Origin of the sequence: Pantoea sp. 1B4 (assembly GCF_016925765.1) — a bacterium.
Classification (GTDB): domain Bacteria; phylum Pseudomonadota; class Gammaproteobacteria; order Enterobacterales; family Enterobacteriaceae; genus Pantoea; species Pantoea agglomerans.
This window is the reverse complement of the sequence record NZ_JAEUWZ010000001.1, coordinates 325,855-351,472: the sequence shown is the minus strand read 5'-3', so window position 1 is coordinate 351,472 and position 25,618 is coordinate 325,855. Positions and strand designations below refer to the sequence as shown.

Annotated in this window: 19 protein-coding genes, 2 tRNA genes and 5 pseudogenes; 6 read left to right on the top strand and 20 right to left on the bottom strand. The window is 54.5% G+C overall.

The genetic code is table 11. From position 1 onward, the window contains the following. The first annotated feature begins 37 nt into the window (after positions 1–37). Complete coding sequence (locus JNO11_RS01645) at positions 38–331, top strand: GIY-YIG nuclease family protein (protein ID WP_031292823.1); 294 nt, start codon at positions 38–40, stop codon at positions 329–331. On the opposite strand, the gene JNO11_RS01640 is transcribed toward JNO11_RS01645, so the two are convergent. Continuing rightward, positions 315–821, bottom strand: coding sequence for an N-acetyltransferase (locus JNO11_RS01640; RefSeq protein WP_010251747.1), 507 nt, complete (start codon positions 819–821; stop codon positions 315–317). The two genes, JNO11_RS01645 and JNO11_RS01640, sit on opposite strands and share 17 nt — an antisense overlap. Beyond that, a pseudogene (locus JNO11_RS01635) lies at positions 815–1,340 on the bottom strand (SCP2 sterol-binding domain-containing protein). Before JNO11_RS01635 ends, JNO11_RS01640 begins: the two are co-directional and overlap by 7 nt. Before the next feature lie 204 nt (positions 1,341–1,544). Here JNO11_RS01635 and JNO11_RS01630 point away from each other — a divergent pair. From JNO11_RS01630 to JNO11_RS01620, 3 genes are all read left to right on the top strand, one after another. Then, the gene (locus JNO11_RS01630; RefSeq protein WP_033780467.1) at positions 1,545–2,540 is read left to right on the top strand and encodes a peptidase U32 family protein; all 996 of its coding nucleotides are present in this window, start codon (positions 1,545–1,547) and stop codon (positions 2,538–2,540) included. 9 nt (positions 2,541–2,549) lie between these two features. Further along, a complete protein-coding gene (locus JNO11_RS01625) occupies positions 2,550–3,428 on the top strand; it encodes a U32 family peptidase (protein WP_325177635.1) in 879 nt (292 codons plus the stop codon). Positions 3,429–3,548: 120 nt separating this feature from the next. Beyond that, a complete protein-coding gene (locus JNO11_RS01620; RefSeq protein ID WP_010251755.1) occupies positions 3,549–4,559 on the top strand; it encodes a luciferase-like monooxygenase in 1,011 nt (336 codons plus the stop codon). On the opposite strand, the gene JNO11_RS01615 is transcribed toward JNO11_RS01620, so the two are convergent. Further along, positions 4,560–5,480, bottom strand: coding sequence for an AraC family transcriptional regulator (locus JNO11_RS01615; RefSeq protein WP_325176848.1), 921 nt, complete (start codon positions 5,478–5,480; stop codon positions 4,560–4,562). 174 nt (positions 5,481–5,654) lie between these two features. On the opposite strand from JNO11_RS01615, the gene JNO11_RS01610 reads away from it, so the two are divergent. Further along, the gene (locus JNO11_RS01610; protein WP_010671804.1) at positions 5,655–6,401 is read left to right on the top strand and encodes a glucose 1-dehydrogenase; all 747 of its coding nucleotides are present in this window, start codon (positions 5,655–5,657) and stop codon (positions 6,399–6,401) included. 55 nt (positions 6,402–6,456) lie between these two features. On the opposite strand, the gene JNO11_RS01605 is transcribed toward JNO11_RS01610, so the two are convergent. The 16 genes and pseudogenes from JNO11_RS01605 to rlmE all read right to left on the bottom strand — a co-directional run bounded on the left by JNO11_RS01605 (position 6,457) and on the right by rlmE (position 24,489). Continuing rightward, a complete protein-coding gene (locus tag JNO11_RS01605; protein ID WP_031592043.1) occupies positions 6,457–8,397 on the bottom strand; it encodes a DEAD/DEAH family ATP-dependent RNA helicase in 1,941 nt (646 codons plus the stop codon). Between the two features lie 178 nt (positions 8,398–8,575). After that, positions 8,576–9,461: pseudogene (gene nlpI, locus JNO11_RS01600) on the bottom strand (lipoprotein NlpI). Positions 9,462–9,590: 129 nt separating this feature from the next. Next, positions 9,591–11,730, bottom strand: a pseudogene (gene pnp / locus JNO11_RS01595) (polyribonucleotide nucleotidyltransferase). A 310-nt stretch (positions 11,731–12,040) separates the two neighbouring features. Then, positions 12,041–12,310, bottom strand: coding sequence for a 30S ribosomal protein S15 (gene rpsO / locus JNO11_RS01590; protein ID WP_003851063.1), 270 nt, complete (start codon positions 12,308–12,310; stop codon positions 12,041–12,043). 131 nt (positions 12,311–12,441) lie between these two features. After that, the gene (gene truB / locus JNO11_RS01585) at positions 12,442–13,386 is read right to left on the bottom strand and encodes a tRNA pseudouridine(55) synthase TruB (protein ID WP_325176847.1); all 945 of its coding nucleotides are present in this window, start codon (positions 13,384–13,386) and stop codon (positions 12,442–12,444) included. After that, the gene (gene rbfA, locus JNO11_RS01580; RefSeq protein ID WP_010251785.1) at positions 13,386–13,793 is read right to left on the bottom strand and encodes a 30S ribosome-binding factor RbfA; all 408 of its coding nucleotides are present in this window, start codon (positions 13,791–13,793) and stop codon (positions 13,386–13,388) included. The genes truB and rbfA overlap by 1 nt, the downstream gene beginning before the upstream one ends. Before the next feature lie 65 nt (positions 13,794–13,858). Continuing rightward, entirely contained in the window at positions 13,859–16,552 is a 2,694-nt protein-coding gene (gene infB / locus JNO11_RS01575) for a translation initiation factor IF-2 (RefSeq protein WP_010251789.1), read from the bottom strand. Positions 16,553–16,569: 17 nt separating this feature from the next. Continuing rightward, positions 16,570–18,057 (bottom strand): transcription termination factor NusA, encoded by a 1,488-nt coding sequence (nusA, locus tag JNO11_RS01570; RefSeq protein WP_010251792.1) that lies wholly within the window; start codon positions 18,055–18,057, stop codon positions 16,570–16,572. A gap of 24 nt (positions 18,058–18,081) precedes the next feature. Further along, positions 18,082–18,534: a ribosome maturation factor RimP gene (gene rimP / locus JNO11_RS01565; RefSeq protein ID WP_010251795.1), complete on the bottom strand. Its 453-nt coding sequence runs from the start codon at positions 18,532–18,534 to the stop codon at positions 18,082–18,084. Positions 18,535–18,748: 214 nt separating this feature from the next. Next, positions 18,749–18,826: transfer RNA gene (locus tag JNO11_RS01560), tRNA-Met, on the bottom strand. Positions 18,827–18,885: 59 nt separating this feature from the next. Then, positions 18,886–18,972 (bottom strand) — tRNA-Leu (locus JNO11_RS01555). Positions 18,973–19,009: 37 nt separating this feature from the next. After that, positions 19,010–19,348, bottom strand: a complete 339-nt coding sequence (secG, locus tag JNO11_RS01550) for a preprotein translocase subunit SecG (protein WP_010251798.1) — start codon at positions 19,346–19,348, stop codon at positions 19,010–19,012. A 217-nt stretch (positions 19,349–19,565) separates the two neighbouring features. Beyond that, positions 19,566–20,900, bottom strand: a complete 1,335-nt coding sequence (gene glmM, locus JNO11_RS01545; protein WP_325176846.1) for a phosphoglucosamine mutase — start codon at positions 20,898–20,900, stop codon at positions 19,566–19,568. Beyond that, positions 20,897–21,736 carry a dihydropteroate synthase gene (gene folP / locus JNO11_RS01540; RefSeq protein ID WP_010671999.1) on the bottom strand — a complete coding sequence of 280 codons (840 nt, stop codon included), beginning with the start codon at positions 21,734–21,736 and terminating at the stop codon, positions 20,897–20,899. The genes glmM and folP overlap by 4 nt, the downstream gene beginning before the upstream one ends. Before the next feature lie 80 nt (positions 21,737–21,816). Further along, a pseudogene (ftsH, locus tag JNO11_RS01535) lies at positions 21,817–23,744 on the bottom strand (ATP-dependent zinc metalloprotease FtsH). Positions 23,745–23,857: 113 nt separating this feature from the next. Next, positions 23,858–24,489 (bottom strand): annotated as a pseudogene (rlmE, locus tag JNO11_RS01530) (23S rRNA (uridine(2552)-2'-O)-methyltransferase RlmE). Positions 24,490–24,616: 127 nt separating this feature from the next. Here rlmE and yhbY point away from each other — a divergent pair. After that, positions 24,617–24,910: a ribosome assembly RNA-binding protein YhbY gene (gene yhbY / locus JNO11_RS01525; RefSeq protein WP_010251809.1), complete on the top strand. Its 294-nt coding sequence runs from the start codon at positions 24,617–24,619 to the stop codon at positions 24,908–24,910. A gap of 106 nt (positions 24,911–25,016) precedes the next feature. On the opposite strand, the gene greA is transcribed toward yhbY, so the two are convergent. Continuing rightward, complete coding sequence (greA, locus tag JNO11_RS01520; RefSeq protein WP_010251811.1) at positions 25,017–25,493, bottom strand: transcription elongation factor GreA; 477 nt, start codon at positions 25,491–25,493, stop codon at positions 25,017–25,019. Between the last annotated feature and the right edge of the window lie 125 nt (positions 25,494–25,618).

Genomic DNA, 25,618 nt, shown 5'->3' with positions numbered 1-25,618 from the left:
TACACTGCCCGGCACCTTTTTTTGGGAAATGATTGCGATGAGTCAGCAGTGGCAACTCTACATCGTCCGTACGGCGAAAGGGAGCCTGTACACCGGTATCACCACGGATGTGGTGCGCCGGGTCGCTCAGCACCAGAGCGGACGCGGCGCCCGCGCGCTGCGCGGCAAAGGGCCGCTGGACCTGGTGTTTCACTGTGACGCGGGCGATCGCGCCAGCGCCTCCAGGCTGGAGTATCAGGTCAAGCAACTGACCCGCCAGCAGAAATTACTGCTGGTGGCGGGCCAGCCCGGCTGTCTGGAGAGCTGGCTGGGTATTACGGCTGGCGATTAAAGGGTTCGGCGTAGTCGATCTGCCCTTCCGCCCCGTCATACGCATTATCGGCCAGACGGTAGACCTGGAACGTTGCCTCTGTACCCGGCCAGCGGCTGCGCAGGCCGTGGCGTGCCGCCGGTTCAAAACCAAAACGGTTGAACAGCGCCGGATCGCCCAGCACCACTACCGCGCTGTAGCCAAATTCATTGAGCGTATCCAGCCCCTCATAGATCAGCTTGCTGGCAATTCCCTGACCGCGCAGCGTCTCATCGACGGCCAGCGGTGCCAGCCCAACCCAGCCGCGATCTTCACCCTGAACGCTGACCGGACTGAATGCGGCATAACCCAGCACCTGTCCCTCGTCATCCGTCGCGACCACGCCTAAGGTCAGCAAGCCATCTTCACGCAGCGCCTGAGTCAGTTCCGCCTCTGCTGAGGTACTGAAGCAGCGTCTGAGCAGCGCGTCGATGCCTGCGGCATCCACGCCAATTTCACTACGAATCAACATGCAGCACCTGCGCGCGCCTGAGCGGCCTTCGCGTCCTGTTTCATGCCGGCGTCGACAAATGCCGCCATCTGCTCAATTGCCGTGCGTAACGCGGTGGGCATAGCCTCGGGTTCAATAGCATCCATTACGTTCTTCACCTCAAGTCCCAGTTCAGTGTCACCTTCAATCACCAGCCGGCGTTGAAAGAACAGCATGTCGGGATCTGCTTTACGTGCTGCCACCAGCAACAGATCATTGGCATTGCCCCGAAACCAGACATCCGCTTCGGACTGTTGCAATACCGCCAGTCGGCCGTCCTGCAGCGTGGTTATCCATTGCAGATTGAGATCGGCAATTTCAATACCCAGCAGGCGACCATCCAGAAAGTCTAACTCACCTTCAGCCAAAGCATGACGAAATTGCCAGTTTAAGAGTTGTTGCAGAAGCAACTTTTTTGACCGGGAATGGGGTGAACGCAGCGGGTAACCCTAAGATTTTAGGACCGTTTTTCACACAATGGGCATGTATCCGCTCTAACACTTTCGTCACTCCCTTCAGAAAATTTTACGTATATTGCCATATCCTTTTCTGCGCGCCTCCTCTGAGATCAATAAAAACCGCTGCCATGCAGGTAAAAAAAGCGCCGCCGGGCGGATGAATTTGAATTTCACTGCCCCAAATCAACACGCTGCCCGGACCAGATGCCTAGACTCGACGCCCATCTGCATGTTGAGAGGAATATCTATGGAACTGCTCTGCCCGGCAGGAAACTTACCCGCAGTGCGCACCGCTGTAGAGAATGGCGCTGATGCGGTGTATGTGGGGCTGAAAGATGATACCAATGCCCGTCATTTTGCGGGTCTGAATTTCACCGATAAAAAACTGGCTGAAGCCGCGCGCTATCTTCATCAGCATCGCCGCAAACTGCATGTCGCGATTAACACCTTTGCCCATCCGGATGGCATGGATCGCTGGCAACGGGCGATTGATGTGGCGGCGCAAAACGGAGCCGACGCGCTGATCCTGGCGGATATCGCCACGCTGGAGTATGCCGCGACGCGCTATCCACAGGTTGAACGTCATCTTTCTGTACAGGCTTCGGCGACCAATCTGGAGGCGATTCGCTTTTACCATCGCCACTTCAATCTGCAGCGTGTGGTGCTGCCGCGCGTCCTGTCGATTCACCAGGTTAAACAGCTGGCGCGCAGCACACCGGTGCCGCTGGAGGTATTCGCCTTTGGCAGCCTGTGCATCATGGCGGAAGGCCGCTGCTACCTCTCTTCCTGGCTGACCGGTGAATCACCTAACAGCGCCGGTGCCTGCTCTCCGGCGAAGTTTGTGCGCTGGCAGCAGACGCCGCAGGGCATGGAGTCACGTCTTAATGAAGTGTTGATCGATCGCTACGCCCCGGACGAAAGCGCGGGTTATCCGACACTTTGCAAAGGACGCTATATGGTTAACGACAAGCGTTATCACGTGCTCGAGGAGCCCACCAGTCTGAACACGCTGGAGCTGCTGCCGGAACTGCTGCGGGCAGGCATCGCCTCGGTGAAAATCGAAGGCCGTCAGCGCAGCCCTGCCTATGTCGCTGACGTGGCGCGCGTCTGGCGTCAGGCAATTGATCGCTGCAAGGCGCAGCCGGAACAGTTTGAAGTCGCACCACAGTGGATGCAGACGCTGGGCGATCTCTCAGAAGGTTCGCAAACCACGCTGGGTGCTTATCACCGTGAATGGCAATAAGGAGTCATGATGCAATATGCCCTTGGGCCGGTGCTCTGGTACTGGCCGACCGATACGCTGGAAGATTTTTACCAGCAGGCTGCCCGCAGTAGCGCGGATATTATCTACCTTGGCGAAGCGGTGTGCAGTAAACGTCGCGCCACGCCCTATGCCCGCTGGATAGCGCTGGCCCGTGAACTCGCGGCCAGCGGCAAACAGGTGGTGCTGAGCACGCTGGCGCTGCTGCAATCGCCCTCTGAGCTGAAAGAGCTGCAGCGTTACGTAGAGAACGGTGAGTTCCTGATTGAAGCCAATGATATCGGCACGGTTAACATGGCCGCTGAGCGTCATCTGCCCTTTGTCGCGGGTCCGACGCTCAATGTTTATAACGCCGACACGCTGCAGCTGCTGGTCAAAGAGGGCATGACGCGCTGGTGTATGCCGGTGGAGATGTCACGTGACTGGCTGCTACAGCTGCTGGAGCAGTGCGAGACGCGGGGTATCCGGCAGCAGTTTGAGGTGGAGGTGCTGGGCTACGGTCATCTGCCGCTGGCGCTCTCAGCGCGCTGCTTCACCGCCCGCTCGGAAAACCGCGCGAAAGATGACTGCGAAACCTGCTGTATCAACTATCCGACAGGCCGGCGCGTCAACTCCCAGGAGGGGCAGCAGGTGTTCGTCCTCAATGGCATTCAGACCATGAGCGGCTACTGCTATAACCTGGGTAACGATCTGGCTGGTATGCACGGCCAGGTCGATTGCATACGGCTCTCGCCGCAGGATGTGACGACGCTGGCAGAGATGGACCGTTTCCGCGCCAATGAAAACGGTCAGGCTCCGCTAATGGTCGCAAAAGGCAGTGATTGTAACGGTTACTGGCGCAAACTGGCGGGCATGACGCTGGCATCCTGAATAAAAGCACATACCGGCTATATTCCTGCTGAGGTTAGCAGTTTTAATATAAGGAATGATGCGTAATACTAAATGGTGCAGGCCTTAACTTAACGCCTGCGCCATACAACGGGAGTAGTCATGTCTGATAAAAAACCTCTTCGCCTGTCCGTGCTGGATCTCGCGCCGATTCCACAGGGCGCGACCGCTCGGGATGCGTTCCATAATTCGCTGGCGCTGGCGCGTCAGGCTGAAAAACTGGGCTATCAACGCTACTGGCTGGCTGAACATCACAACATGACGGGGATTGCCAGCGCAGCCACCTCCGTGCTGATTGGCTATCTGGCGGCGAATACCGAGACTCTGAAGCTGGGCTCCGGCGGCATTATGTTGCCTAACCATGCGCCGCTGGTGATCGCCGAGCAGTTTGGTACGCTGGCCTCTCTCTATCCTGGCCGTATCGATCTCGGCTTAGGTCGCGCGCCAGGTTCTGACCAGCGCACCATGATGGCACTGCGCCGTCATCAGGCCAACATGCACATCGACACGTTCCCCGAGGATGTGGCTGAACTGATTAGCTGGTTCGATGCCGAAGCGGATGCGCAGCCGCCAGTGCAGCCGGTACCCGGTCTGGGCCTGCAGATTCCGGTCTGGCTGCTCGGCTCCAGTCTCTATAGCGCACAGCTTTCAGCGAAAATGGGCCTGCCGTTTGCGTTTGCCTCCCATTTTGCCCCTGACCAACTGTTCCAGGCGCTGCACGTCTACCGTGAAAACTTCCAGCCATCGGCGCGTCTCGACAAGCCTTATGCCATGGTCTGCATTAACGTGATCGCCGCAGACAGTGAGCGTGATGCGCGCTTCCTGTTTACCTCGCAGCAGCAGCAGTTTATCAACCTGCGCCGCGGCAAACCGGGCCCGTTACCGGCACCGGTTGAAAACATGGATAACCTCTGGTCGCCATCAGAACAGTATGGCGTACAGCAGGCGCTCAGCATGTCGCTGGTCGGCGATACGGACAAAGTGCGTCATGGGCTGGCCTCACTGATGCGTGAAACCCAGGCGGATGAAATTATGGTCAATGGCCAGATTTTTGATTCCGAAGCGCGCCTGCGCTCCTTCGCCATTGCGATGGAAGCGGCTAACAGCCTGTAATCAGTTCTGCGGTGGGCGCAATCTCTCCGGGCTCACCGCCAGCTGACGACTATCCCTGGCCGGAGATTGCCCATACAGGCGGCGATACTCCCGGCTGAACTGTGACGCGCTCTGATACCCCACCCGATAGCCTGCCGTACCGGCATCCAGCTTTTCCACCATCATCAAACGTCGCGCCTCATTCAGCCGCAGTTGTTTCTGGTATTGCATCGGCGTCATGGCCGTCACGGCTTTGAAGTGATGATGCAGCGAAGAGATGCTCATGCCGACACTACTGGCGAGCCGATCCATCTTCAGCGGCTGATGAAAATTTTCCCGCAGCCAGCGGGCAGCCTGCGCGACCCGGTTGCCCGGCCGCTCAGCCAGCGCCATATTCAGGATGCGCGAACCTTCCGGCCCGGTCAGCAGCCGGTAGAAAATCTCCTGCTCAATGAGCGGGGCCAGCGCCTCAATGTCCTCAGGATGGTCAAGCAGGCGTACCAGCCGGATAACCGCATCCACCAGCAAAGGTGAGACCTTATGCACGGTGACGCCGCGTTCACTGTCTGGTGTCACCAGCGGCAGCGTCGGGGGAAACTGTTCGAGGTAGCGCATCAGCCGGGATTCATTGATGGCAATACCAATCCCCAGATTGGGTTTTTCCGGCGTGGCGACGGTGACGCAGGCGCGCACCGGCATATCCAGCGTCACCAGCAGCAGATCGCCCGGACCATAGTGCAGCACCTCATCACCGATATGCAGCGCCTTACCGCCCTGTGCCACCAGGGCAAAACTGGCCCATTGAGCAAAGTGCATTGGCTCAGTCGGTGCTGAAACCCGGCCAAAAAAAAGGCAATCTATGGCGCTTGAATGCCGCCCATCCTCCGGAGCATGACGGGCAATTAACTGCGCCAGCCCCTGCCACTTCTCACTCTCTGTCACTGTGTTCTCCCCTCCCGCTATCTGTGCTGATATTACCTGACGCTGAGCGGAATACCTGGCCCGTTGCGTTACTTTTGCAGGATCGTGCAAGAAGCTTGCAGGATTGCACTACCCGCTTTTCGGCACCAGCGCGCATAGTCTTTCGACGCAATCATTACGGCGGAGAACAACATAATGAAGGCACTGCAGAATAAAATCGCGCTGGTAACAGGCGCCTCAAAAGGCATTGGTGCGGCGATTGCCATCGCTTTTGCCGCGGCTGGCGCCCGCGTCGTGGTTAATTATCGTCAGGATGAAGTGGGAGCGGCTGACGTGGTCAGCGATATCGTCAACCTGGGCAGTGAAGCCGTGGCGGTACAGGCAGATATCTCTCTCCTGCGGGATGTGGAACGGCTCTTCGCCACCACCGCAGAGTGCTTCGGCGCGCCCGACATTGTGGTGAACAATGCGGGCAGCTTTCATCACGGCGAGTTTGCGGCGCTGACGCTGGAGGAGATGCAGCAGCAGATTAACGTTAACCTGCTGGGTACGCTGATGGTCTGTCAGCAGGCGATTCATCACTTCCCGGCGCACGGCGGCAGCATTATTAATCTCAGCGCCCTGAACAGTAAAAACAGTACGCCGGGTTCCGTGCTCTGGGCGGCAACCAAAGGCGCAGTGGATACCCTGACCCAGGGACTGGCGCGCGAGCTGGGCGCAAAGAACATCCGGGTTAACGCCCTGGCACCAGGCATGATTCTGACGGAGGGATTACTGGCCGCGAAGAGGATGAGCCCACAGCTCAAAGCGCAACTGCTGGCAGCCACGCCGCTGGGACGCTTTGGTCTGCCGGAAGATGTGGCGCAGGTTGCGCTGTTTCTGGCCTCTGAAGAGTCCGCCTGGGTCAGCGGCGAGCGCGTGATGATCAGCGGCGGTGCCTGACAGGCATAAAAAAAGGGAAGCCATTGGCTTCCCTTTTTGTTACGACGCTAAGTCGTTATGCATCACGACGACGTGGAGCGGCGGCTGCGCCCTCTTCACGACGTGGACCACGGCTACCTTCACGGTTGAAAGTACGTCCGCCGCCTTCACGACCACCTTCACGGCGTTCAGAAGAGAAGCGACGACCACCTTCACGGTTAGCTGCGCCCGGACCGCCTGCACCTGGACCGCTGCGACGCTCACCGCCAGCACCAGCTGGACGACGGTCACCACGGCCTTCGTTCGGCTGTGCATCACCCAGTAACTGCATATTCATCGGCTTGTTCAGAATACGGGTACGGGTAAAGTGCTGCAGCACATCGCCTGGCATGCCTTTCGGCAGCTCGATAGTCGAGTGGGTACCGAACAGCTTGATGTTACCGATGTAACGGCTGCTGATGTCGCCTTCGTTAGCGATAGCGCCAACGATGTGACGAACTTCAACACCATCATCGCGGCCTACTTCGATGCGGTACAGCTGCATTTCGCCAACGTCACGACGTTCGCGACGTGGACGATCGCCATCACGGCTTTCGCGGTTTTCACGCGGAGCACGAGAATCGCCACGCGCTTCACGGCTGTCACGACGGCCATCACGCTCGTCACGATCGCGGTATTCGCGACGTGCCGGACGCGGTGCTTCTGGTGGCAGAATCAGAGGACGTTCGCCCTGTGCCATCTTCAGCAGTGCAGCTGCCAGTGTTTCCAGATCCATTTCCTCTTCTGGCTGCATTTTAGCCAGCAGAGCACGGTACTGATCCAGATCGCTGCTTTCCAGCTGCTGCTGAACTTTAGCAGCGAACTTAGCCAGACGACGCTCACCCAGCAGTTCTGCGTTAGGCAGTTCTACCTCAGGAATAGTCAGCTTCATGGTACGTTCGATGTTACGCAGCAGACGGCGTTCGCGGTTCTCAACGAACAGCAGCGCACGGCCAGCACGGCCAGCACGACCGGTACGGCCGATACGGTGAACGTAAGATTCTGAGTCCATCGGGATGTCGTAGTTAACAACCAGGCTGATGCGCTCAACGTCCAGGCCACGAGCCGCAACGTCGGTTGCAATCAGAATGTCGAGACGACCATCTTTCAGGCGCTCAAGCGTCTGCTCACGCAGAGCCTGGTTCATATCACCGTTCAGCGCGGCGCTGTTATAGCCACTACGTTCCAGCGCTTCTGCCACTTCCATGGTTGCGTTTTTGGTACGCACGAAGATGATGGCAGCATCAAAGTCTTCTGCTTCCAGGAAGCGAACCAGTGCGTCTGTTTTACGACCGTAAGCGGTCCAGTAGCTCTGGCTGATATCAGGACGCGTGGTCAGGCTTGACTGAATACGCACTTCCTGTGGATCTTTCATGAAGCGTTTGGTGATACGACGAATCGCTTCCGGCATGGTTGCAGAGAACAGCGCGGTCTGATGATCGGCTGGAATTTGCGCCATGATAGTTTCAACGTCTTCGATGAAGCCCATGCGCAGCATTTCGTCTGCTTCATCCAGCACCAGGCCACGCAGGTTAGAAAGGTCTAACGTGCCGCGTTTCAGGTGGTCAAGCAGACGGCCAGGCGTACCCACAACAACCTGTGGTCCCTGACGCAGTGCGCGCAGCTGCACGTCATAACGCTGGCCGCCGTAAAGGGCAACCACGTTCAGGCCACGCATGTGTTTAGAGAATTCGGTAACTGCTTCAGCAACCTGTACCGCCAGTTCGCGGGTAGGTGCCAGCACCAGGATTTGTGGCGCTTTAACAGTAGGATCAATGTTATGTAACAGCGGCAGAGAGAACGCCGCGGTTTTACCACTCCCGGTCTGCGCCATGCCTAACACGTCACGGCCCGCCAGCAGGTGAGGAATACACTCAGCCTGGATTGGGGATGGCTTTACGTAGCCCATGCCATTCAGTGATTCAAGGATGTCGGCGTTCAGGCCAAGGTCAGCAAAAGTGGTTTGAATATCAGTCATGTAGTACACGTGCCTCTTAGATTGCGGCGGCCAGTCTACATAACTCGTCGTGAAAACTTTCAGTCATTTTCATCAAAAAGTGTGAACCGGCTCAAATTAAAAGTTTTGACGAACAGAAAAGCCTTCATCCTTTAAGATGATGACTTAACAGGTTTTACAGGCAAATTAAGTTCGTCAGCTATTGCTGGTCAGATTCTGATAAATCGTCTTGTGCCTGGCCGAGTTGCGCCAGTTCCAACAATGCGTATCGGTGTTCAACAAAGTTATTGACGTTGTTGGCCACCGCCAGTTTGAACAACGCTTTCGCGTCGTCCTTCTCCCCCCAGACTTAGGTAGTACTTACCTAAATAGAAGTTGGTTTCACTGAGATGTTCAGCGAGCGAGGTGTTATCCGTTGCGTCCGCCTTGAGACTTTCCATCAACGTTTTCTCGTTGATATCTCCAAGGTAGAACTCGACAATATTCCATCCCCATTGATCTCTGACCGCTTTGTCGTGACGCTGTTGAAGCGCGACTTTTGCCTTGTCGACATCCATCTCACGTTCAACGAGATAGAGCCACAAACTGCGGAAAGGATCGTTAGGATCGTCTTGATAAAACGCCAGCAGATCATCTTGCGCTAACTTGTATCGACCGCCGTAATAGAGGGCGATACCACGGTTTAAATGCGCATAGTTGTAAGTTGGATCAAGCTCAAGTACAGAATCAAACGCTTCATAGGCGGCATCAAAGTTGCCCGCCTGCGTTAAATATATGCCTAAGTAGTTAAACACTTCGGGCATATCTGGTCTTATAGACAGCGCTTGCGAAAAATCGTTCCGCGCTAATGCCCGCAGACCTAAACTATCATACAACACTCCGCGCTCATATAACAGCTGTGCGCGTTCATCATCGGTGAGAGCGCGACTGGCAAGAATTTGTTCCATGCGCGCCAGTATCACTTCCTGCTGCAGTGTGGGCTGTAAAGGCACTGCAAGAACTTCGTTCTTACGCCAATTGGAGTTGCTGCATCCTGCCAGCGTCAAAGCTGTCGCAACAAAACACCAGCGCAGAAAAGGCTTCATTTCCCACTCCCGAATACAAACATTGGGATAACCATCCTGTCATCCGCCTGCTGTGCACAAGGATTCCCGCCCTCGCGATGATACAAACGCCCCTCTCTGCCAGGCAGAGAGGGGCAAATCAGCAACGACTTATTCAGCAGCGTCAGGCGTGGTCACCGCGACAGCTTCTTCAGCCTGCGGCTTAGATTCTGTCGCTTCTTTGATGCTCAGACGTACACGGCCCTGGCGATCAACTTCCATCACCTTAACCGGTACTTCCTGACCCATCTGCAGATAGTCGGTCACTTTCTCAACGCGCTTATCAGCGATTTGTGAAATGTGAACCAGACCTTCTTTACCGCCGCCGATTGCAACGAAAGCGCCGAAGTCAACGATACGGGTCACTTTACCACTGTAAACGCGGCCCACTTCGATCTCTGCGGTAATCTCTTCGATACGACGAATCGCTTCTTTCGCTTTCAGACCATCGGTTGCAGCGATTTTCACGGTGCCGTCATCTTCAATTTCAATCGTTGTGCCGGTCTCTTCGGTCAGTGCACGAATCACTGAGCCGCCTTTACCGATCACATCTTTGATCTTGTCAGAGCTGATTTTGATGGTGTAAATGCGTGGTGCGAATTCAGAAATCTCAGTACGCGGCGTGCTGATAGCCTGTTCCATAACGCCCAGAATGTGCAGACGTGCACCCCGGGCCTGGTTCAGCGCTTCCTGCATGATTTCACGCGTGATGCCTTCGATTTTGATGTCCATCTGCAGCGCGGTGATACCTTCACGGCTACCGGCTACTTTGAAGTCCATGTCGCCCAGGTGATCTTCATCGCCCAGGATGTCAGACAGAACAACAAACTTCTCATCTTCTTTCACCAGACCCATTGCGATACCGGCAACGGCGGCTTTGATTGGCACACCTGCATCCATCAGCGCCAGTGAGGCACCGCAGACAGAGGCCATTGAAGAAGAGCCGTTAGATTCGGTGATTTCAGAAACAACACGAATGGTGTAAGGGAAATCTTCCGCTTTAGGCATTACCGCTAACACGCCGCGCTTCGCCAGACGACCGTGACCAATCTCACGACGCTTCGGCGAACCTACCATGCCGGTTTCGCCGACAGAGTATGGAGGGAAGTTGTAATGGAACAGGAAGCTGTCGGTACGTTCACCCATCAGCTCATCAAGGTTCTGCGCATCGCGGGTCGTACCCAGCGTTGCAGTAACCAGTGCCTGCGTCTCACCACGGGTGAACAGCGATGAACCGTGTGTACGTGGCAATACGCCAGTACGTACGTCCAGACCACGGATCATATCTTTTTTCACGACCATCGATGCGTGGCTCGCCATTCAGGATGCGAGTACGAACGACGGTTTTTTCAAGGCTATGCACGATGTCGCCGATTTCTGAACCATCCAGCGTTTCATCTTCAGCCAGCAGCGCAGCGATGGTTTCGTCTTTAATGACGCCAACCTGGGTGTAACGCTCCTGCTTGTCAGTGATGCGGTAAGCATCGCTGATGCGCGCTTCTGCCAAGGCAGCAACGCGAGAAATCAGTGCGGTATTGGCCGCTTCTGGCTGCCAGTCCCAGCGTGGTTTGCCCGCTTCAGCAACCAGAGCATTAATGTTTTCGATAACGATCTGCTGCTGGTCGTGACCAAAGACCACGGCGCCCAGCATCTGCTCTTCTGACAGGATCTCAGCTTCAGATTCAACCATCAGAACGGCATTCTGCGTACCGGCAACCACCAGATCCAGACGGGACTGTTTCAGCTCATCTGCGGTTGGGTTCAGGACATATTGATCGTTGATGTAACCAACACGCGCAGAACCAATTGGGCCATTGAACGGCAGACCAGAAAGCGCCAGTGCAGCAGAAGCACCGATCATGGCAACGATGTCCGGGTGAACCTGTGGGTTCACAGAGACAACAGTGGCGATAACCTGAACTTCGTTAACAAAACCTTCCGGGAACAGCGGACGAATCGGGCGGTCAATCAGACGCGAAATCAGGGTTTCGCCTTCGCTTGGACGGCCTTCACGACGGAAGAAGCTGCCTGGGATACGACCAGCAGCGTAAGTACGCTCCTGATAGTTCACAGTCAGTGGGAAGAAATCCTGACCTGGTTTAGATTTTTTCTGACCTACTACAGTGACGAATACTGCAGTATCGTCCATGCTCACCATAACAGCGGCTGTCGCCTGGCGAGCCATCATGCCGGTTTCCAGCGTGACGGTATGTTGACCATATTGGAATTTGCGTACGATCGGATTCAGCAAAATCAAAGTCCTTAACTTCGGGGCATGGCTATCTGTAGCCCGCCATTGATTACCAATCTTCAGTTGCATCCTCGCGACTAATGACAACCCTCGACCGCCCCTGCGGTAAAGCCTCTCATTAGCCGCGCGAAATTCTGCAAACTAAAGATCACACTAAGCAACAATACATCAGTTTGGTCCGGATTGCTGCCGATTGCTCGAAAAAAGGGGCCATAAAGGCCCCCTCTTCACGAAACTCGCACAAATCTGATCGTAAGCTGCACAGAGTGCAAAAGCCCGCATAATGCCCCGACGATCAGATTCTTCAGACTTAGCGACGCAGACCGAGACTTTCGATCAGGCTGCTGTAGCGTGCAACGTCTTTACGCTTCAGGTAGTCCAGCAGCTTACGACGCTGAGATACCATGCGCAGCAGACCGCGGCGGCTGTGGTGGTCTTTTTTGTGCTCAGAGAAGTGACCCTGCAGATGGGTAATCTGCGCGGTCAACAGGGCAACCTGAACTTCAGTTGAACCGCTGTCGTTAGCACCACGGCCATATTTAGCAACGATCTCTGCTTTAGCTTCTACGCTTAGAGACATAATAAACTCCAGTAATAAATGAATGTATGGGTGCCGATCTCTAATTCAGCATCCCGCTTTAAAGCCGCGCTATTCTACTCTGCGCCCGATAGCAACGCAAATGCCCCATCAGCGAAAAGTGAACGCCTGGCTCAATCCTGATACTCAACCACTAAACGACGTGGCGCAAGCCGGCCATCGTCGGCAATTTCTGCCATACCGATAAACTTACGCGCTTCGCCTTCCGATACCCTTACCAGCCCCTGGGCAGGCGCATTACTGGCCTGTACCGGCTGTCCCTGGCGGAAGAAATCTGCCACGGCAGGCGGGATATTCACTTCAGGGAAATCAGAGGCGGGGCTGTCCATCGGCAATAACAGCGGATCGAGCTGCGTTTCCAGTGGAATGCCGGCTTCTGTGGCTTCCGCCAGCAGGGTGTTGAGCTGTTCCAGCGTCACCATCCTTTCATACGGATAACGGGCAACCTGAACGCGACGCAGCATAATCACGTGCGCACCGCATCCCAGCTTTTCGCCCAGGTCATCGATGATGGTGCGGATATAGGTGCCTTTGGAGCAGTGAATTTCCAGCTCCAGCTCGTTATCCTGCCAGCGAATAAATTGCAGTTCATAGACAGAGATCGGACGCGGTTCACGCGCAATCTCAATGCCCTGACGCGCATATTCATACAGCGGGCGTCCCTGATGCTTTAGTGCCGAAAACATCGAAGGCACCTGCAGCGTTTCGCCGCGGAAGCTCTCCAGAGCACTGTCCAGATCGGCCTGACTGAAGCTGACCGGACGCGTCTGCACGATGTTGCCATCGGCGTCTGACGTGTCGGTCCGCTCGCCCAGTCGGGCAATCACGCGATAGCGTTTATCGGAATCGAGCAGATACTGCGAAAACTTAGTCGCTTCACCCAGGCAGATCGGCAACATGCCGGTAGCCAGAGGATCCAGCGCGCCGGTATGTCCTGCGCGATTCGCGTTAAAGATACGCTTCACTTTCTGCAGGACATCATTCGACGAGACGCCTTGTGGCTTATCCAGCAACAACACGCCATGGACGTCGCGACCGCGACGACGCGGACGACTCATTACGCCTCCTCGTCATCGCCAGTGGCGTCCGGACCACGGCGTTCAGTATCGTTCTTCACGACGCTGGTGACGAGATTGGACATGCGCATCCCTTCGACTAACGAGTTGTCGTAGAAGAAAGTCAGCTCAGGCACGATACGCAGACGCATCGCTTTGCCCAGCAGAATGCGGATATAACCTGACGCTTCTTTCAGCGCTTTCAGGCCATGTTTAATCGCTTCTTCATCTTTGTCGTTGAGGAAAGTCACGAACACTTTTGCGTAAGCGAGATCGCGTGAGACTTCAACGCCTGATACGGTGACCATCATGCCAAGACGTGGATCTTTGATCTCACGCTGCAGGATCATCGCAATCTCTTTTTGCAGCTCTTGTGAAACGCGCTGCGGGCGACCAAATTCTTTCGCCATCATTATTTCTCCCAAATAATTCGGGAGGCCAGAGGCCTCCCAAATTGCAACACATCAGCAGTCTATTACTCGATGGTGCGTTTAATTTCGATGATTTCAAACACTTCGATCATATCGCCAACGCGAACGTCGTTGTAGTTCTTCACGCCGATACCGCATTCCATGCCATTACGCACTTCGTTGACGTCATCTTTAAAGCGACGCAGAGATTCCAGCTCGCCTTCGTAAATTACCACGTTGTCGCGCAGGACACGGATTGGATTGTGACGCTTGATGTTACCTTCCGTCACCATACAACCGGCAATCGCGCCAAACTTCGGTGATTTGAACACATCGCGCACCGCAGCCAGACCGATGATCTGCTGTTTGTACTCTGGTGCCAGCATGCCGCTCATCGCCGCTTTAACTTCGTCAATCAGGTTATAGATGACAGAGTAGTAGCGCAGATCCAGGCTTTCTGCGTCAATGACGCGACGCGCAGAGGCATCGGCACGAACGTTGAAGCCAAGGAGGATGGCGTTAGAGGCAGCAGCCAGGGTCGCATCGGTTTCGGTAATCCCGCCCACGCCTGAACCCACAATCTTCACCTTCACTTCGTCGGTGGAGAGTTTCTGCAGGGAGTCGGAGATTGCTTCCACAGAACCCTGAACGTCAGCTTTCAGAACGATGTTCAGTTCAGACACTTCGCCTTCGGTCATGTTAGCAAACATGTTCTCGAGCTTAGATTTCTGCTGGCGAGCCAGTTTAACTTCGCGGAATTTGCCCTGACGATAGAGCGCAACTTCACGTGCTTTCTTCTCGTCACGTACCACGGTCGCTTCATCACCCGCAGCCGGCACGCCGGACAGGCCCAGAATCTCAACCGGGATAGATGGACCCGCTTCCATGACTTCGCGACCCAGTTCGTCACGCATTGCACGAACGCGGCCATATTCGAAACCACAAAGAACGATGTCGCCTTTGTTCAGCGTACCTTCACGTACCAGCACGGTGGCAACCGGACCACGACCTTTGTCGAGGAACGATTCGATCACCACGCCGCTCGCCATACCTTCACGGATAGCGGTCAGCTCCAGCACTTCCGCCTGCAGCAGGATAGCGTTTAACAGGTCATCAATGCCGGTACCCGCTTTCGCAGAGACATTAACGAACATGTTTTCGCCGCCCCACTCTTCCGGAATGATACCGTACTGAGTCAGTTCGTTTTTAACACGATCCGGATCCGCTTCTGGCTTATCGCACTTGTTCACTGCAACCACAACCGGCACTTTAGCGGCTTTGGCGTGCTGAATAGCTTCGACAGTCTGTGGCATCACGCCATCGTCTGCTGCAACCACCAGGATAACGATATCGGTCGCCTGCGCACCACGTGCACGCATCGCGGTAAACGCGGCGTGGCCCGGGGTATCCAGGAAGGTAACCATACCGTTGTCGGTTTCAACGTGGTAAGCACCGATGTGCTGAGTAATACCGCCCGCTTCGCCAGAGGCGATTTTAGTGGAACGAATATAGTCCAGCAGGGACGTTTTACCGTGGTCGACGTGGCCCATGATGGTGACAACCGGAGCACGAGACTCCTGCGCAGCATCAGTATCACGATCGTCCATTACCGCTTCTTCCAGCTCGTTCTCACGACGCAGGGTCACTTTGTGGCCCATTTCTTCGGCAACGAGCTGTGCAGTTTCCTGGTCGATGACCTGGTTGATGGTCGCCATGGCGCCCATTCTCATCATCGCTTTAATGACCAGAGAACCTTTCACCGCCATTTTGTTAGCCAGTTCGGCTACGGTGATAGTTTCGCCAATCACAACATCGCGGTTAACGGCCTGCGCTGGCTTGTTGAAGCCCTGCTGCAGTGCGCTAGGTTTGCGATGCTTGCCGCCTTTACCACCACGAACCTGCGCACGCGCTTCTTCACGGTCAGTTTTGGCTTCAGAGTGTTTGTTGCCTTTTTTCGCCGGACGCGCAGCTTTAGCCGTAGTACGCGCACGCGCACGACCTGCTTCAACCTGACGGTCGTTTTCGTCTTCCGCCTGACGGGCATGGGTCGAAGTGGTGACGTGATAGTCGCCTTTATCCTCTTCTTCCGGTTTTTCCCATTCAGCTGATTTCTCTTCAGCCAGACGGCGGGCTTCTTCTGCTACGAGGCGGGCAGCCTCTTCAAGCTTACGGCGGGCTTCTTCTTCAGCTTTACGCTTCAGTTCGGCAGCTTCAGCTTCGCGACGGGCTTTGTCTGATTGCGCAGCCCTGGTCACTTCGTCGGTAGGTTGATTTGTCACTTTTTCATTTTCCGCTGCTGCACGTTTGGCCTTGTCAGCGGCTTCGCGCCTGGCTTTATCTTCGGCTTCACGTTGCGCTTTCTGTTCAGCTTCGCGACGGGCTTTTTCTTCAGCCTCGCGTTGCGCCTGCTCTTCCGCTTCACGCTGCGCCTCGGCTTCAGCTTCTGCCTGAGCTTGCTCAGCCTCTGCATCACCCTTCACATAGGTACGCTTTTTGCGGACTTCAATTTGCACCGACTTACTTTTACCCCCGGTGCCTGGAATATTCAAGGTGCTGCGCGTTTTACGCTGCAGCGTCAGCTTAGCTGAACCGACCTGACCGTGTTCACGGTTCAGATGAGATAGTAAGGTTTCTTTCTCTTGCTGGGTCACCGCGTCATTTTCAGACTTAGGGATCCCCGCATCAGCAAATTGCTGTACCAGGCGATCGACCGGAGTCTGAATTTCTGCGGCCAGCGATTTTACGGTTACATCTGTCATGCTGTTCCTTCCTGTTATTACGCGTCATCGCCGAACCAGCAGATATTACGTGCGGCCATAATCAGCGCGCCGGCTTGTTCATCAGACATGCCTTCAATATCCGTCAGATCGTCAACACCTTGCTCAGCGAGATCTTCCAGCGTGCAAACGCCTTTCGACGCCAGGCGGAACGCCAGCGCACGATCGAGGCCTTCAAGATTCAGAAGATCCTCAGCGGGCTCCTGATTTCCAAGACTCTCTTCTTTCGCCAGTGCCAGGGTGGTTAACGCATTTTTTGCTCGTTCACGCAGGGCTTCAATGGTCTCTTCGTCGAGGCCGTCGACTTCCAGCAGCTCGTTGATTGGCACGTATGCCAGCTCTTCCAGCGAGGAGAAGCCCTCTTCCACCAGTACGGTGGCGAACTCTTCGTCGATGTCGAGATGTTTAGTGAACATATCGATCGCTGCATGTGCTTCAGCCTGATGCTTAGCCTGCAGATCATCGACGGTCATCACGTTCAGCTCCCAGCCACTCAGCTGTGAAGCGAGACGCACGTTTTGGCCGTTACGGCCGATCGCCTGAGCCAGATTGCCAGCTTCTACGGCGATATCCATGGTGTGGTTATCTTCATCAACCACGATTGACGCCACATCGGCCGGAGCCATGGCGTTAATAACAAACTGCGCCGGGTTATCGTCCCACAGCACGATATCGATACGCTCGCCGCCCAGTTCACTGGAAACTGCCTGAACACGCGCGCCGCGCATGCCCACACAGGCACCCACCGGATCAATACGTTTGTCGTTGGTTTTGACTGCAATTTTAGCGCGCGAACCCGGATCACGAGCAGCGGCTTTAATTTCAATCAGTTCTTCGCCAATTTCTGGCACCTCGATGCGGAACAGTTCAATCAGCATTTCTGGTTTAGAACGCGTCACGAACAGCTGCGCGCCACGCGCTTCCGGACGTACAGAGTAGAGTACGCCACGAATACGGTCGCCTGGACGGAAGTTTTCACGCGGCAGCATATCTTCGCGCAGAATCACCGCTTCGGCATTGCTGCCTAAGTCGAGGGAGATATTGTCGCGGTTAACTTTCTTCACCACGCCCGTGATAATTTCGCCTTCCTGCTCACGGAACTGATCAACCACCATTGCGCGCTCAGCTTCGCGCACTTTTTGCACGATAACCTGCTTAGCGGTCTGGGTGGTGATACGGTCAAAGGTGACCGATTCAATCTGATCTTCGACATATTCGCCCAGATTGAATGCTTCATCTTCGAAGCGGGCCGCATCCAGCGTGATCTCGCGCGTCGGCTGTGTCACCTCTTCTACGATTTCCCAGCGGCGGAAAGTATCGAAATCGCCACTGCGGCGATCAATGCTGACGCGTACCTCAATTTCCTGCTCGTACTTTTTCTTGGTCGCAGTCGCCAGCGCGCTCTCCAGCGCTTCGAAGATTTTCTCACGCGGCAGGGCTTTTTCGTTAGAAACGGCTTCTACAACAGCTAAGATCTCTTTGTTCATCCTGGTTAGCCTCAATCCGGACTTTTAAAAGTGGGGGACCAGGTTCGCTTTCTGAATATTACTCAGCGCGAACACTTCATCGCTACCCTCAACGTGCACCGTGATCATCTCGCCATCAACTGACTTAATGGTTCCCTGCCATTTACGGCGGTTCTGAACGGCCATACGCAACACCAGACTCACTTCTTCACCCATAAAGCGGGTGTAGTGTTCTGCAGTGAACAGAGGACGATCGAGTCCCGGTGAAGAGACTTCTAGGTTGTAAGGGACCGTAATGGGATCTTCAACATCCATTACCGCACTTACCTGGTGGCTGACATCGGCGCAATCATCGACATTGATGCCATCTTCACTATCAATATAGATGCGCAGGATAGATGTGCGACTACGAACGAATTCAATTCCAACCAGTTCGTAACCCAGCGCTTCTACGGGAGCCGATACCAACTCTGTCAATTTTTGCTCTAATGTGGACAAGCCCACCCCCCAAGACATAAAAAAAAGGGCCTATAGCCCAGTATTACGATTCGCTAATAACAAAAAACCCCGAATATTCGGGGCTTTTAATCACTGGACCCTGTATGCCGCAATGCGGCCCGGACTCCATCCAAAGAATTTTCTTTCAAAAAATAACCGTGAATGCGTCCGTCGATGCATACAGTATATTTGAAAAAGAACTCAAAGGGAAAATTGGTTGCGGGGGGCCGGATTTGAACCGACGACCTTCGGGTTATGAGCCCGACGAGCTACCAGGCTGCTCCACCCCGCGTCCGAAAACGTGGCGAATAATACGCCAGACCTGCATAAAATGCAAGGGATACTGCTATTTGGTACCGAGGACGGGACTTGAACCCGTAAGCCCAATCGGGCACTACCACCTCAAGGTAGCGTGTCTACCAATTCCACCACCACGGCACTGCACTGACCACAACGATTCGTTGTGCTGACGACCTTACTTAGGAATATCGCTGCCCGGCGTTACCGGTTGAGCTGGCTTTTCAGTCTGTTGAGAAGACTGCGCCGGCGCAGAAAGATTTTCCCACTCGCTTCCTTTAGACGCTTTATTGCTGTTCAGATTACCCAGAACCAGGCTGATGATGAAAAACAGCGCTGCTAAGATGCCAGTAGTACGAGTCATGAAATTACCTGAGCCCGAAGAACCAAACACCGTACCGGATGCGCCTGCACCGAATGAGGCTCCCATATCAGCGCCTTTGCCTTGCTGCAGCATGATCATACCCACGAGGGCGATAGCTACAATAAGGAAAACTACTAAAAGAGCTTGGTACATATCATCCTGTTCCTTGCACGGTAATCGTACAGTTAAAGCTTCAACCAGTATTGATGGGGAGTCTCGTCATCACCCATCAGAAGCGGGTGTGAATACTAACCAAAGGCGCATATCTCTGCAAGTGCAATTTTTACTACCCATACTGTTTGCAGAAAAAAAACGCCATCCCGGTGATTTTACAGGCAGTTCAGCACCCTGCAGACCGCCTGTTACGGTTTTAAACGGCCTTGACCTGGTCGGCGATGCGATTCGCCAGTTCGGTGACCTGCGCCTCATTTTCGCCTTCGACCATGACACGAATCAGTGGCTCAGTACCTGATTTACGCAGCAGAACGCGTCCGCGACCCGTCAGCGCTTTTTCTACTTCAGCCGTGACAGCTTTTACCGCGTCACTCTGAAGCGGATCATGTTCGCCCGCAAAGCGTACGTTAACCAGGACCTGCGGCAGCATCTTCATGCCACTACAGAGATCGTGCAGGCTCATATGGTTACGCACCATCGCAGTGAGCACTTGCAAACTTGCAACGATACCGTCACCGGTTGTGGTTTTATCCAGCAGGATCACATGACCGGAGTTCTCTGCACCGAGACGCCAGCCCTTCTCCTGCATCTTTTCCAGTACATAACGGTCACCGACTTTGGCACGGGTAAACGGAATGCCAAGCTGTTTCAGCGCTAACTCCAGCCCCATGTTACTCATCAGCGTACCCACCACGCCGCCGCGTAACTGTCCCTGACGCAGGGCTTCACGCGCAATGATGTAGAGGATCTGGTCGCCATCAACTTTGTCACCCAGATGGTCAATCATCATGATGCGATCGCCGTCACCGTCGTAGGCCAGGCCGATATCAGCCTTCTCTGCCAGCACGCGCTGCTGCAGCAGTTTGAGGTCGGTGGCACCGCACTCTTTGTTGATGTTCATGCCGTCTGGCTGGACACCGATAGCAATCACCGTCGCGCCCAGTTCACGCAATACATTCGGCGCAATGTGGTAGGTGGCGCCATTGGCGCAGTCGACCACAATTTTCAGGCCATTCAGATTCAGTTCGCTGGGGAACGTCCCTTTGCAGAACTCAATGTAACGCCCTGCTGCATCGACGATGCGGCTGGCGCGGCCTAACTGCGCTGATTCAACGCAGGTAATCGGCTTTTCCATCTCCAGCTCAATCGCCTCTTCAACGTCGTCGGGCAGTTTGGTGCCCTCGGACGAGAAGAATTTAATCCCGTTGTCGTCAAACGGGTTATGTGACGCTGAAATCACAATGCCTGCCTCTGCGCGGAAGGTACGGGTCAGATAGGCGATGGCTGGTGTCGGCATCGGGCCGGTAAAGGCGGCCGTCAGGCCTGCTGCGGCGAGACCGGCTTCCAGCGCGGACTCCAGCATATAACCAGAGATACGGGTATCTTTACCGATGATGATCTTCTTTGAACCGTGGCGCGCCAGCACTTTACCTGCGGCCCAGCCCAGCTTCAGGACGAAATCGGGGGTGATGGGTGCTTCACCGACTTTGCCACGAATGCCGTCTGTACCGAAATATTTACGATTACTCATGATACTCCTTTTGCTCTTCGGGTCGCTTCGACCACGCGCATCGCTTCAGCCGTCTCTTTTACATCATGGGCGCGAATAATCTGCGCGCCCTGCATAGCAGCAATCACCGCGCAACTCAGGCTGCCGGTTAAACGCTGTGACGGGCCGACGTTTAACAGCTGGCCAATCATCGATTTACGCGACATCCCCACTAACAGCGGCAGGCCGAAGTGGTGAAAATCGCCAAGATGAGCCAGCAGTTCATAATTGTGGCTGAGATTTTTACCGAAACCGAAGCCCGGGTCGAGTATCAGACGCTCTTTTTTAATGCCCGCCGCTTCGCAGCGCGCTATCTGCTGAGCGAAGTAAGTGTCCACTTCGCTTAAAATATTTTCGTAAACCGGTGCCTGCTGCATGGTGCGCGGTTCGCCCTGCATATGCATTAAACAGACGGGCAGCCCGGTCGAGGCGGCGGCTTCCAGTGCTCCGGGTTCAGAAAGCGAACGCACGTCGTTTATGATGTGAGCACCTACTCGCGCGGCTTCCCGGATGACGTCAGCTTTAGAGGTGTCCACTGAAATCCAGACTTCGAAACGCTGGGCAATGGCATCGATGACCGGAATCACCCGCTCCAGCTCCTCCTCCACACTCACTTCATCCGCGCCAGGACGGGTTGATTCCCCACCCACATCGATGATGGTTGCGCCTGCATTGACCATCTCATTGGTATGCGTCAGCGCATCAACCAGCGCGTTATGCTTTCCACCATCTGAAAAGGAGTCCGGCGTGACGTTAAGAATGCCCATCACATGTGGAAAAGATAAATCGAGATGGGAATCACGGGCGAACAACTTCATGGCGGAAACTCCTTGCTGATCAATATCTGGATGTAAAAAAACCCCGGACCAGCCGGGGTTTTGTCTGACGATGTTGCGTCTTATTTGTTGTACTGCTCTGACATGGTATTGCCTGGGTTTGGCGTACGCGGTTCATCAACCGGGCGTGGCGCCTTTGGCGTACCGTTGCTGTCTGAGTTGCTGCCTGGATCTTCCCAGCCCGCTGGCGGACGCACTTCGCGGCGCGCCATCAGGTCGTCGATCTGCGGTGCATCAATGGTTTCATACTTCATCAGCGCGTCTTTCATCGCGTGAAGGATGTCCATGTTCTCACCCAGAATCTGACGAGCACGCTGGTAGTTGCTGTCGATCAGGTGCTTAACTTCCTGGTCGATGATGCGGGCCGTTTCATCAGACATATGTTTCGCTTTCGCGACAGAACGTCCGAGGAACACTTCACCCTCTTCTTCTGCATAGAGCAACGGACCCAGTTTTTCAGAGAAGCCCCACTGCGTCACCATGTTACGCGCCAGATTGGTCGCAACTTTAATATCGTTGGACGCACCGGTAGAAACACGTTCTGCACCGTAGATGATCTCTTCTGCCAGACGACCGCCGTAAAGCGTTGAGATCTGGCTTTCCAGTTTCTGACGGCTGGCGCTGATCGCGTCGCCTTCAGGCAGGAAGAAGGTCACACCCAGTGCGCGACCGCGCGGGATAATCGTTACTTTATGAACCGGGTCATGCTCTGGCACCAGGCGACCAATAATGGCGTGGCCTGCTTCGTGGTAGGCAGTTGACTCTTTCTGCGATTCCGTCATCACCATGGAGCGACGTTCCGCACCCATCATGATTTTGTCTTTCGCTTTCTCGAACTCTACCATCGAAACCACACGCTTGTTTGAACGGGCCGCGAACAGCGCTGCTTCGTTAACAAGGTTGGCCAGATCGGCACCCGAGAAACCTGGCGTACCACGTGCAATGATTGCTGCATCAACATCAGTTGCCAGCGGCACACGACGCATATGCACTTTCAGGATCTGCTCACGACCGCGAACATCTGGCAGGCCAACTACAACCTGACGGTCAAAGCGACCTGGACGCAGCAGCGCAGGATCCAGTACGTCAGGACGGTTAGTTGCGGCGATAACAATAATACCTTCGTTACCTTCGAAACCATCCATCTCAACCAGCATCTGGTTCAGCGTCTGCTCACGTTCGTCATGTCCACCGCCTAAACCGGCGCCACGCTGACGACCGACTGCGTCGATCTCATCGATAAAGATGATGCACGGAGCCGCTTTTTTTGGCCTGTTCGAACATGTCACGCACACGGGATGCACCGACACCGACAAACATTTCCACAAAGTCAGAACCGGAGATGGTAAAGAAAGGCACCTTCGCTTCACCGGCAATCGCTTTTGCCAGCAAGGTTTTACCGGTACCCGGTGGCCCCACCATCAGAACGCCTTTTGGAATCTTACCGCCCAGCTTCTGGAAACGGCTTGGCTCACGCAGATATTCCACCAGCTCAGCAACTTCATCTTTCGCTTCGTCACAACCTGCTACGTCGGCGAAAGTGGTTTTAATCTGGTCTTCCGTCAACATGCGGGCTTTGCTCTTGCCGAAGGACATCGCGCCCTTACCGCCGCCGCCCTGCATCTGACGCATAAAGAAGATCCACACACCGATCAGCAGCAACATCGGGAACCACGAAATGAAGATTGAAGCCAGCAGGCTTGGTTCTTCCGGCGGTTCGCCAACCACTTTGACGTTTTTGGTCAAGAGGTTATCGAGCAACTTGGGATCGTTGACAGGAATGTAGGTCGTGTATTTATTGCTGTCTTTTTTTAACGACGTTAATTTCACGCCCGTTAATACGTGCCTCGCGGACCTGATCCTGGTTCACTTCCGACAGGAAGGTTGAATAATCAACCCGACGGCCATTCGACTCGCTGGGCCCAAAGCTCTGGAATACTGACATCAGCACGACCGCGATGACTAACCAGAGAATCAGGTTTTTCGCCATGTCACTCAAGGGATTAACCTCATATTACAACGGTGTTAACAGATAGCGTAGGGTACTATAGATCCCGCATACATGGAATCGCAGCAAAACTGCGGACTTCTCCAGCAATTTGGTTATAGTTTGCGCCCAGTCGCCACAATATACACTTCACGTGAACGTGAACGTGAAGCGTCCGGCTTACGAATTTTCACTTTCGTAAACAGGGAGCGAATTTCCCGCAGGTATTCATCGAAGCCATCTCCCTGAAACACTTTCACTACAAAACTGCCGCCAGGTGCCAGGATATCCCGACACATCTCCAGCGCCAGCTCGACTAAATACATCGACCGGGGAATATCTACGGCAGGTGTACCACTCATATTCGGCGCCATATCGGACATGACAACCTGAACTTTTTTGATCGCCAACGCGTTCAAGCAGCGCATTGACCACCGATTCTTCACGAAAATCGCCCTGAAGGAAATCGACACCGACTATCGGATCCATTGGCAGGATATCACAGGCAATGACTCGCCCTTTGTTCCCAATTTGCTGTACCACATATTGCGACCAGCCTCCGGGTGCAGCACCCAGATCTACCACGGTCATGCCGGGTTTGAAAAGCTTGTCACCCTGTTGTATTTCATCAAGTTTAAACCAGGCGCGCGAACGCAACCCTTTTTTTATGCGCCTGGAGCACATATTTATCGCTAAAGTGTTCCTGAAGCCAGCGGCCGGAGCTGGCCGAACGCTTTTTACCCGTCATAATATTTCCAACTAAATCGTCATCGTAGCGATAAACCTGCACGCAATGGGTTGCGTCGATTTGGTGATATACCCGAGATGGCGGTAGAATGAACCGTTTTCAATCCCTGAGTAAGTAAAAAACTACGATGAATCTAAGTACCAAACAAAAACAGCACCTCAAGGGCCTCGCCCATCCGCTCAAGCCAGTGGTTATGCTGGGTGGCAATGGCCTGACTGAAGGCGTGCTGGCCGAAATCGAGCAGGCTCTGTCGCATCACGAACTGATCAAGGTAAAAATCGCCTCGGAAGATCGTGAAACGAAGCAGCTGATCGTTGAGGCTATCGTGCGTGAGACCGGTGCCAGCAACGTACAGGTGATCGGCAAAACGCTGGTGCTGTATCGCCCCTCTAAAGAGAGCAAAATTTCTCTGCCACGCTAAATGGGCAAAGAAAGTGACATGCTCTTACCTCAGATAAAAGGCCGCAATGCGGCCTTTTTCCTTTCTTTACATTGTGCTTTAACGCTTTTCAAAGCGTAGCAACATCTTAAAGGTATTCCACCTTCAGGATTTCATACTCAACGTCGCCGCCCGGGGTTTTCACAATAGCCACGTCATCGGCCTCTTTACCCACCAGGCCACGCGCCATCGGCGAATTGACCGAAATCAGATTTTGCTTAAAGTCCGCTTCGTCATCGCCCACAATGCGATACGTGGCTTCTTCGTCGGTTTCGACGTTCAGCACGGTGACGGTTGCACCGAAAATCACGCGTCCGGTTTTCGGCATCTGAGTGACGTCGATAACCTGCGCATTGGAGAGTTTGGCTTCAATCTCCTGAATACGGCCTTCGCAAAAACCCTGCTCTTCACGCGCAGCGTGATATTCCGCGTTCTCTTTTAAATCGCCATGTTCGCGTGCATCAGCGATAGAGGCGATAATGCGCGGGCGCTTCACGGTTTTCAGCTCGTTCAGCTCTTCGCGCAATCTTTCAGCGCCTCTTAACGTCATCGGAATCTGATTCATTTAAGCTCCTCGCCATCTTTCCTGTTTAACGATGTCATCCTGACCGGTGACTGCAGAAAAAAGCGTTCTGCGGCGCATTAGCCCGTTTTTGCAAATAAAAAGAATCCTGACCCGGAGATGCTTCC

Coding starts and splice junctions, on each gene's coding strand:
- JNO11_RS01645 (WP_031292823.1), top strand. CDS start 38: ATGAGTCAGCAGTGGCAACTCTACATCGTCCGTACGGCGAAAGGGAGC.
- JNO11_RS01640 (WP_010251747.1), bottom strand. CDS start 821: ATGTTGATTCGTAGTGAAATTGGCGTGGATGCCGCAGGCATCGACGCG.
- JNO11_RS01630 (WP_033780467.1), top strand. CDS start 1,545: ATGGAACTGCTCTGCCCGGCAGGAAACTTACCCGCAGTGCGCACCGCT.
- JNO11_RS01625 (WP_325177635.1), top strand. CDS start 2,550: ATGCAATATGCCCTTGGGCCGGTGCTCTGGTACTGGCCGACCGATACG.
- JNO11_RS01620 (WP_010251755.1), top strand. CDS start 3,549: ATGTCTGATAAAAAACCTCTTCGCCTGTCCGTGCTGGATCTCGCGCCG.
- JNO11_RS01610 (WP_010671804.1), top strand. CDS start 5,655: ATGAAGGCACTGCAGAATAAAATCGCGCTGGTAACAGGCGCCTCAAAA.
- JNO11_RS01605 (WP_031592043.1), bottom strand. CDS start 8,397: ATGACTGATATTCAAACCACTTTTGCTGACCTTGGCCTGAACGCCGAC.
- rpsO (WP_003851063.1), bottom strand. CDS start 12,310: ATGTCTCTAAGCGTAGAAGCTAAAGCAGAGATCGTTGCTAAATATGGC.
- truB (WP_325176847.1), bottom strand. CDS start 13,386: ATGAGTCGTCCGCGTCGTCGCGGTCGCGACGTCCATGGCGTGTTGTTG.
- rbfA (WP_010251785.1), bottom strand. CDS start 13,793: ATGGCGAAAGAATTTGGTCGCCCGCAGCGCGTTTCACAAGAGCTGCAA.
- infB (WP_010251789.1), bottom strand. CDS start 16,552: ATGACAGATGTAACCGTAAAATCGCTGGCCGCAGAAATTCAGACTCCG.
- nusA (WP_010251792.1), bottom strand. CDS start 18,057: ATGAACAAAGAGATCTTAGCTGTTGTAGAAGCCGTTTCTAACGAAAAA.
- secG (WP_010251798.1), bottom strand. CDS start 19,348: ATGTACCAAGCTCTTTTAGTAGTTTTCCTTATTGTAGCTATCGCCCTC.
- glmM (WP_325176846.1), bottom strand. CDS start 20,900: ATGAGTAATCGTAAATATTTCGGTACAGACGGCATTCGTGGCAAAGTC.
- folP (WP_010671999.1), bottom strand. CDS start 21,736: ATGAAGTTGTTCGCCCGTGATTCCCATCTCGATTTATCTTTTCCACAT.
- yhbY (WP_010251809.1), top strand. CDS start 24,617: ATGAATCTAAGTACCAAACAAAAACAGCACCTCAAGGGCCTCGCCCAT.
- greA (WP_010251811.1), bottom strand. CDS start 25,493: ATGAATCAGATTCCGATGACGTTAAGAGGCGCTGAAAGATTGCGCGAA.